The organism is Synechococcus sp. UW179A (assembly GCF_900473965.1).
In the GTDB taxonomy this organism is placed as follows: Bacteria; Cyanobacteriota; Cyanobacteriia; order PCC-6307; family Cyanobiaceae; genus Synechococcus_C.
Genome location: NZ_UCNJ01000002.1, coordinates 292121 through 299353 on the forward strand (window position 1 = coordinate 292121; position 7233 = coordinate 299353).

The following is a 7233-nucleotide window of genomic DNA, read 5'->3' on the forward strand; positions in this document are numbered from 1 at the left end:
GTGAGTGCGCCAACGCTATCGAGCGTTGGCGCTAGAGGCGAGGGATGCGCGCTTCTGGTCGCGACGCTGTTGCAGCTCCAGCCACACCAGCAGGGAACTGAGATCAGCCTGGCTGACGCCGGGGATCTGGCTGGCCTGGCCCAGTGTGAGCGGCCGCAGATTGCTCAGTTTTTCGCGGGCTTCACGTGACAACGTGTTGATGTTGGCGTAATCGATCTCAGCGGGCAGTTTGCGTTTGCCCTGACGTCTCACCTGATCGATCTGCTGCTGTTGCCTCTGCAGATAGCCGCTGTATTTGATGTCGATCTCAGCACCTTCCCGCACCGGTAAGGGCAGATCGGCATCAGCCAGGCCGTGGCGGACCAGGTCTGCAGTGTGCATGCCTGGCCGGCGCAGCAGGTCGGCCAGGGTGATCGATCCTTTGATCGGTGCGCCGGTCTCCGCTTCCACAGCTGCTGCCACCGGGTCGCTCACCTTGAGCCGTTGGCACTGCAGCCGTTGCTTTTCGTTCTCCATGGCAGCGAGCTTCTGTTCAAACAATTGCCAGCGGCGATCATCGATCAGACCGATTTCCCGGCCAAGAGGGGTCAGGCGTCGATCGGCGTTGTCACCGCGAAGCACGAGCCGGTATTCACTGCGGCTGGTCAGCACCCTGTAGGGCTCACGCAGATCCTTACTCACCAGGTCATCGATCATCGTGCCGATGTAGCTGCTCTCCCGGGAGAAGTGCACCGCTTCCTGACTGCGGACGCGCCGAACGGCGTTGAGTCCGGCGACCAGGCCCTGAGCAGCGGCCTCCTCATAGCCAGTGGTGCCGTTGAGCTGGCCTGCGCTGAACAGCCCCTCCACCCGCTTGGTTTCCAGTGATGGCAGCAGCTGTGTGGCTGGTAGGTAGTCGTAATCCACCGAGTAAGCCGGTCTCAGCATCACGCACTGTTCAAGGCCTGGAAGACTGCGCAGCAATTGCAGCTGGATGGGCTCAGGGAGCCCGGTGGAGAATCCCTGCACGTAGATCTCCGGAGTGTCGCGTCCTTCAGGTTCCAGAAAGATCTGGTGGCTGTCTTTGTCGGCAAAGCGAACGATCTTGTCTTCGATTGAGGGGCAGTAGCGGGGACCCTTGCTGTCGATCACTCCGCCGTAGATCGCCGTGAGGTGCAGGTTGTCCTTGATCAGCTGATGGGTTGCAGCGGTGGTGCGGGTGATGTGACAACTCATCTGTTCTCCACTGCTCCAGGAACCTGGGTCAAAGGAAAAGAAGCGGTCTGCAGCGTCGCTGGGTTGTTCCTCCAGCTGATCAAGGGCGATGCTGCGCCGGTCGACACGTGCTGGAGTTCCGGTTTTGAGCCGGTCGGTGTGGAACCCGAGCTGTTGGAGCGCTTCGGTGAGCCCCTCGGCAGCCTGCTCTCCGGCACGGCCAGCGGCCATCGACTGGTGCCCGACCCAGATGCGCCCCCCGAGAAAGGTGCCAGCGGTAAGCACCACGGCTTTGGCTCCGTAGACGCTGCCGAAATAGGTGCGTACGCCGCTGATGCGTGCCTTGGGTCCCTGGCTTGGGTCCCAGGATTCGTCGCCGCCGTTCGGATCACCGTCGATCTCCAGACCGGTGACCATGGCTTCGCGCAGAGCCAGGTTGGGGGTGTGCTGCAGTAGCTGCAGCATCTGACGCGAGTATTGCCGTTTGTCGGTCTGGGCACGCAGGGCCCAGACGGCAGGGCCGCGGCTGGCGTTGAGGATGCGCTTCTGGATGGCTGTGGCATCGGCGAGGCGCCCAATCACGCCGCCAAGAGCATCCACTTCATGCACCAGCTGGCTTTTTGCCGGTCCGCCCACGGCTGGATTGCAGGGCTGCCAGGCGATGCGGTCGAGATTGAGGGTGAACAGTGCAGTGCTCAGACCAAGGCGAGCAGCCGTGATCGCGGCTTCACAGCCTGCGTGGCCTCCTCCCACGACGATCACGTCGAAGACTTCGGTGGGAGCTTTGGAGGCCGTCATCTCTTCATTCTCCAATGCCACCGGTTTGTTTGCCTCAGAGGCTCAGATCATTTCCACCAACATGGTGATGTCGTTGAAGTCCCAGTCCGAGCTTGGCGATGAGATTGTGTCTTCATATCCAAAGAAGTTGCTGCCCAGATTTTTGATGGAGCCCTGGTTGTCCGTCGTGCTGGTGATGCCGAATGTAAACAGACGATCTGTTTCCTGATTGATAAAAACAGGAGCATAAAAACCTTCATCAGCTTGATTAAATGTCCAATCGATTTGTGTTGTCTTGTCTCCGCTCATCAGGATCTCTGTATCGTCCGGGTTGATCAGGCTGTCACGAACAGCTGCTTCAAAGGCGTTTTCGTCTGACGAAGCAATTCCGTCAACGGTGAATCCGTTGACATCGTCAGCAGTGAGTTTGACAAAAGCCACTCGATTGGTGTTGCCGCAGTCGCTTTTCAATGTCAAACGAAGTTTGGTTGCACCTGGATTGAGATCCGTCATGTTCAGGATTGAATCGTTGACGTGATCTTGCTCTGAGGCGAGTTTGAAAGCGTTGATGTTCTGGGACTGTTGAGAGGTGGTGATTTTTAAGGATAAATCGTCGTAATCCCTTTCTTGATTGTCAGTGTCTTCAAGATGGAGCATGAAGCTGTTGTCGAGCTGTGAATCGATTTGCAGATCTGGGGACTGAATGAGTTTCTGATTATGGCTTGATTGATGGAATTTGATCTCACTGCCGCCGCTGAGAAAGAGTTCAGTTTGTCCCATGTTGGTGGAATCTCTGGTGGCGCCAATGGATCCCATGGCTTCTCCATCAGCATTCACGATTTGCAGGCTGTTCTGCCAGTCAGAGTTGTTTCTGAGAACTTCCAGCTGGACCCAAAGACCACTTTCCCCTGTGACCAGGAAGCCAGAGCCATCGTTGTTTCTGACCAGTTCACTGGGAGTTGAAAGAGGCTGAGCAGGGTTGATGTCGTTTTGGCTGCTACTGCCACCACCACTACTACTGCCATTGCTACCGCCACTTCCTCCGCCGCCACCGCCACCGGCATCGTTGGCGCCAGTGATGTTGACCTGGAAGGACCTCGTCGCTGTGAGGCTGCCGTCAGAAACGAACAGCTCAAAGGAATCGGAAACGCTTTCACCTTGATTGAGGGCTTCAATGACAGCGGTGGTGGGTATGTATTCATAGGCTCCGGTGGAGCGATTGAGGCTCAATGTGCCGTAGTTACCAGATGCGGTTGAACCACTGTTGCCGTTGATTCCGAAGCTCAAAACGGCAGATGCATCGGCATCCGTTGCTGTCAACTGACCTGAGATGTTGCTGCTTGTGAGAGCTGATGAATTGGTTTGATCAGCAATCGTTCCGGCTGTGATGGTAGCTAAGACGGGTGCATCGTTAACACCCGTTACCTCAATCACCATTTCAGCGCTGTCATCGCTGTCGAGATCTGTGAGCGTGTAGGTAAACAGATCGGTTTCTTTGTCACCGCTATCTAATGCATCAGCAAGGTCGGCAGTGTAGCGATATGAACCGTCTTGGTTGACTAGTAAATGTCCGTAGGTTCCCTTTATTTCTGTGCTTAGGCTAGTGCTACTCAGGTTTTGGTTGTTAACCTCTGTTTGATTACTTTGAGTTTCTATATTTGATCCAATGGGTTGGGTTTCATTCCTAGTGTCGTGACTTTGCGTTTGATTGTTTAACCCAATGCTCTGAGTTTCAGTGCTTCTGTTGATGCTTTCCGGTGTGGCTGCTGTTTCCTGTGGTTGAGACTCTGAATCTGGGCTAGTGCTTTGATTTTCTGTTTCGATTTGAGTGCTCTGAATTTCAGGTTTTATTTCGTTGTTTTGGAGTTTGGTGGTTGATTGATGGCCTTGAGTTTTGTTATTAGATTCTTCATCGGTTGAGCTGTTGGATTGTTGTCTAGAGCCTTGCTCAATATTTTGAGTTTCAGTTCCTGTATTGATGCTTTGAGATGTGGCTTCTGTTTTTTGGCGTTGGTTTTTTGAATCTGATGTATTGTTCTGGCTTTCAGGATTGACTTGATTGTTCTCGATGTCAGCCTTTATATTATTGTTTTGAGATTGTAAGGGTGTTGCAATGACTTGGGGTGTAGAGACTATTTTTCTTCCTGGTCTAACTCCCAAGACGTAAAGTTGATCTCCATCAATGTCAATGTCATTAGACAGCACGCCGATGACGCTTGACCTGAACTTAGAGCTGTTTTCTTCGATCTGAAACGCATCATTGTTTGCTATGGGCTTGTCATTAATTCCTTTAATGGTGATTTCGATTTCTCCAGTGTCGACTGCTTGCGAATCGGAAACGGTGTAGGTGAATGTTTCTTTGCGAGTTTCATCAATGAGTAATCTTTTGGAGGCTATTTGGTCTGCTGTGTAGACGTACGATCCATTGGCCTCAATGGTTATTTTTCCGTACGTACCGGTCAGCGTGCTGCCGGCGAGGAATTCTACATTGCTTTGTTGCTCTTTTCCAAGGCGGAACGACTGAATCGTGAGGGTATCTCCTTCTGGGTCAGAATCATTGACTAGAAGGTTTGATTTGGTTGCTGCACTGATGCTTGAACCCGCATCGACTTCTTCTGCTTCATCGACACTTGTTGGCGAGTCGTTTCTGCCGCCAACGTCAAGTTGCGAGTTTACAGCAACTGAGTTTGTTTCACCATCGTTGACCAACCATTCAATGGTTCTTAGTCCGATGACAGGGTTAATGTCATCGCTATTTTTATAGGTAACTGTTTGCAGAGCATTGATATAGTTGGATAATGTTGTTGAGCCTGTGAGTGATAAGGTGCCATTGGTTGAGTTCCAGGCTCCGGTGATTCCGAAAGCATCGTTAAACCCAAGAACGTCTTCGCTTGACTCATAAGTTCCTGAGCTCAGTGAGACGGAAGCGCTTTCGATATTGGTGTCATCGGCATCAATAATGTCCAGGCTGCCATCGATAACAGTGATGTTCCCTTGGCCTTCGATGTATTTCTTGGTTCTGATTGCATCCACGAGGAAGGGAGCATCGTTGATCCCAGTGATTTCAAAATCAAAGTTTGCTGTGCTGTCTAGTTTTCCATCGCTGAGGATATAGTGAAACGAATCAAGTCCCGTTTCAGCGGTTGCTAGTGCGTCGGAATGATTTGCGACGTATTGATAAGAACCATCTTCTTCTAAAGTCAGCTCTCCAAGAGCTCCCTGAATCGCTTGGCCGAAGAAGCCCTCTTTTTTGCTGCTATCTTCCTTGCTTCCAGTGAAGAATTTAAATATTTTTAGTGGATCATTGTCGGCATCATTGTCATTGCTTTCAATCAGACCGTTGGTTTGATTGGCATTGGCGGAACCACCCTCAATGAGAGTAATTGTGTCTTCGACAGCAGTTGGAGCGGTATTTGAATCCTGAACATTGATCGTTATTTTTGCTGTATCAGAGATGGTGCCGTCTGTTGCATTAATTTCGAGAATATGGAGATCTGATGTATTGAAATCAAGTCTTTTATTTGATTTTAGCTTTACTTTGCCGCTACTTTCTTCGATGGTAAAAAGATCTTTCTCATTTCCTGCCGTGATGGAGTACTGAATTGAGCTTCCTTCAGCGTCTTTATCAGTCTTCGTGTTGTCATCATTGACATCCGTAATCTCCTTTCCGCTTGCAAGAGAGTCTTGGATATCAATGGAGACGTCCTTCAGCTCTGGTCCAAGGTCATTCACATCGACGACGTTGACGGTGAACTGTTTGGAGACGGTTTTGGTGTTGCTGTTGGAGTCGGTTGAGGTGGCAACAACGGTGAAGGAATGGGAGGTATTGGATTCGTAGTCGAGAGCTTTGCCGGAGGCGAGTGAGACAACACCAGTGGAAGAGTTGATGTCAAAGAGGTCGTTTGGGTTTCCAGAACTTGAGAAGGCGTAGGAGAAGGAGGTATTGGCATCGGCATCAGCTGCCAGGGCGGTCACGCCAACGGAGGTTCCAGCGGCAGCATTTTCAGCAATGGAGTTGGCTGCTGAATTGTTATCGGAGAGTGAGGGATCGAACTCATCAACATCAACCACGTTGATATTGATGAGGGCAGTATCCGATTTATTACCATCATTGGCTAAGACAGTAACGCTATGGCTTTGTTTGCTTTCATAGTCAAGTTTCTTCCCGCTGGCAATTGAGAGATGACCTGTGGAGGAACTAATTGCAAATAATCCATCTGGATTGCCATTTGTCGCGAAGCTGTATGAGATGGCATCGCCGTCATTGTCGGTATCAGTGCCGTTGTCATCATTGATATCAATGATGGTGATGCCTTCAGCCTGGCTTTCAAGGACATTTTTGCTGGTGTTGTTGATGGATGGAGCATTGACATCAACGTTGCCAACATTGATGGTGACGCTGGCTGTATCAGGAGATCCGCCATCAGCTGCGGTGGCGGAGATGGTGAGCGCGTGTGAAGTCTTGGATTCGTAATCGAGAGCTTGCCCAGAAGCGAGGGTGATGGATCCTGTTGTTGCATTGATGGCAAAGAGGCCATCACCATTTCCGCCTGTGATGGCGTAGGAGAGAGCACTGCCATCGGCGTCGGTATCACCACCGGAGGCATCATTCAGGTCAGTGATTTCGGTGCCAGGAGTGATGTTTTCATCTTTGGCAACAGTGACATCAGCGATGTTGGGATTGTTGTCATCAACGTTGCCAACATTGATGGTGACGTTGGCTGTATCGGGAGATCCGCCATCAGCTGCGGTGGCGGAGATGGTGAGCGCGTGTGAAGTCTTGGATTCGTAATCGAGAGCTTGCCCAGAAGCGAGGGTGATGGATCCTGTTGTTGCATTGATGGCAAAGAGGCCATCACCATTTCCGCCTGTGATGGCGTAGGAGAGAGCACTGCCATCGGCGTCGGTATCACCACCGGAGGCATCATTCAGGTCAGTGATTTCAGTGCCAGGAGTGATGTTTTCATCTTTGGCAACAGTGACATCAGCGATGTTGGGATTGTTGTCATCAACGTTGCCAACATTGATGGTGACGTTGGCTGTATCGGGAGATCCGCCATCAGCTGCGGTGGCGGAGATGGTGAGCGCGTGTGAAGTCTTGGATTCGTAATCGAGAGCTTGCCCAGAAGCGAGGGTGATGGATCCTGTTGTTGCATTGATGGCAAAGAGGCCATCACCATTTCCGCCTGTGATGGCGTAGGAGAGAGCACTGCCATCGGCGTCGGTATCACCACCGGAGGCATCATTCAGGTCAGTGATTTC

2 protein-coding genes are annotated in these 7233 nt (G+C 51.5%); both read right to left on the reverse strand.

Annotated elements, in window-relative coordinates; all coding sequences use genetic code 11:
- Positions 1-15: 15 nt before the first annotated feature.
- A complete protein-coding gene (gene mnmG, locus DXY31_RS01485) occupies positions 16-1992 on the reverse strand; it encodes a tRNA uridine-5-carboxymethylaminomethyl(34) synthesis enzyme MnmG (RefSeq protein WP_114991153.1) in 1977 nt (658 codons plus the stop codon).
- A gap of 42 nt (positions 1993-2034) precedes the next feature.
- Positions 2035-7233 (reverse strand): cadherin domain-containing protein (locus tag DXY31_RS01490; protein ID WP_137024847.1); only part of this gene is annotated, 5199 nt, incomplete at its 5' end.

Bases quoted from the DNA above. Each gene is read 5' to 3' on its own strand.
- mnmG (WP_114991153.1), bottom strand. From the start codon at position 1,992: ATGACGGCCTCCAAAGCTCCCACCGAAGTCTTCGACGTGATCGTCGTG.